Here is a 1,212-nt window from a genome sequence, read left to right on the forward strand (position 1 = left end):
GTTCGCCCCCGCCGGCCGGTGACGCCGCGCACCCGAGCCCGGGGCGCAGAAATCGCGTTGCCGTCCGCCGCCGTCCGGCGGCAGGCTCGGCCCATGGTCACCGATCGCGGGTTCGACGAGCTGGTCGCCGAGGCCGACGCCGCGCCGGTCGAGGGATGGGGCTTCTCCTGGCTGGCCGGCCGGGCCACCGAGGAGCGCCCACCGTGGGGCTACGCCCGTCGCGTCGCAGAGCGGTTGGCGACCGTCGGGGCCGCCCTGGACATCGACACCGGCGGTGGTGAGGTGCTGGCCGAAGCGCCGACGCCGCCACCGCTGCTGGTCGCCACCGAGGCATGGGCGCCGAACGTGCCGGTCGCCCGGCGCAACCTGCGCCCGCTCGGCGCGTGCGTGGTGCGGGTGGCCGACCGGCCGCCCCTGCCGTTCCGTGACGCCGCGTTCGACCTGGTGGTCAGCCGGCACCCGGTGCACACCTGGTGGGACGAGGTGGCGCGGGTGCTGCGCCCCGGGGGCACCTACCTGTCCCAGCAGATCGGCCCCGGCACGGTCCGAGAACTCAGCGAGGCGATCCTCGGGCCGCTGCCGCCACCGGAGCACCGCCACCCGCAGGTGGCGGCGGCCGACGCCCGGGCCGCCGGTCTGACCGTGGTGGACCTGCGCGAGGCCACCCTGCGTACCGTCTTCCACGACATCGGCGCGGTGGTCTGGTTCCTGCGCAAGGTGGTCTGGACGGTGCCCGGTTTCACGGTCGAGCGCTACCGGGCCCCGCTGCGCCGGCTGGACGAGCGGATCCGGGTCGAGGGCCCGTTCGTCGCCCACGCCCGGCGGTTCCTCATCGAGGCGCGTCGCCCCTGACCGGCCCCGGCCGGTGCGCGGCGGCGTGGTGTGCGGCCAGCACGTCCGCGCCGAAGTCGCCGGCCGGCCGGCGCAGCACCGTGTGCGCGTGGTTGCCGTCGTCGGTGGTGTTGTCGTACTCGATCAGCAGGTCGTCGCCCTGCACCCGGTAGTAGTGCCGCCGGCCCGGCTCGACCGCGCCGGCCCAGGCGAAGTGCAGCTCGCCGCCGTGCAGCCGGTCCGCCTCGCGGGCGGCAAGCTCCGGGGGGAGCCGGTCGAGGTAGAGCGCGACCAGCCGGTCGAGCAGCGCCCGGCCGGTCGGGCCGAGCCGGCCCCGGGGCACGCCGAGCGGGTCGAGTCGACCGGGCGCGGTGGCCCGGG

Annotated in this window: 2 protein-coding genes; one reads left to right on the forward strand and one right to left on the reverse strand. The window is 77.1% G+C overall.

Annotation, left to right across the window (positions count from 1 at the left end; genetic code table 11):
• The first annotated feature begins 93 nt into the window (after positions 1–93).
• Positions 94–852 carry a class I SAM-dependent methyltransferase gene (locus HUW36_RS33175; RefSeq protein WP_174531619.1) on the forward strand — a complete coding sequence of 253 codons (759 nt, stop codon included), beginning with the start codon at positions 94–96 and terminating at the stop codon, positions 850–852.
• On the opposite strand, the gene HUW36_RS33180 is transcribed toward HUW36_RS33175, so the two are convergent.
• Positions 830–1,212 (reverse strand): DUF3500 domain-containing protein (locus HUW36_RS33180; protein WP_174531620.1); only part of this gene is annotated, 383 nt, incomplete at its 5' end. The two genes, HUW36_RS33175 and HUW36_RS33180, sit on opposite strands and share 23 nt — an antisense overlap.

The organism is Micromonospora maritima (assembly GCF_902825405.1).
Taxonomy (GTDB): Bacteria; Actinomycetota; Actinomycetes; order Mycobacteriales; family Micromonosporaceae; genus Micromonospora; species Micromonospora maritima.

Excerpts from the sequence above, each read along its gene's own strand:
- HUW36_RS33175 (WP_174531619.1), top strand. The coding sequence starts at position 94 with ATGGTCACCGATCGCGGGTTCGACGAGCTGGTCGCCGAGGCCGACGCC.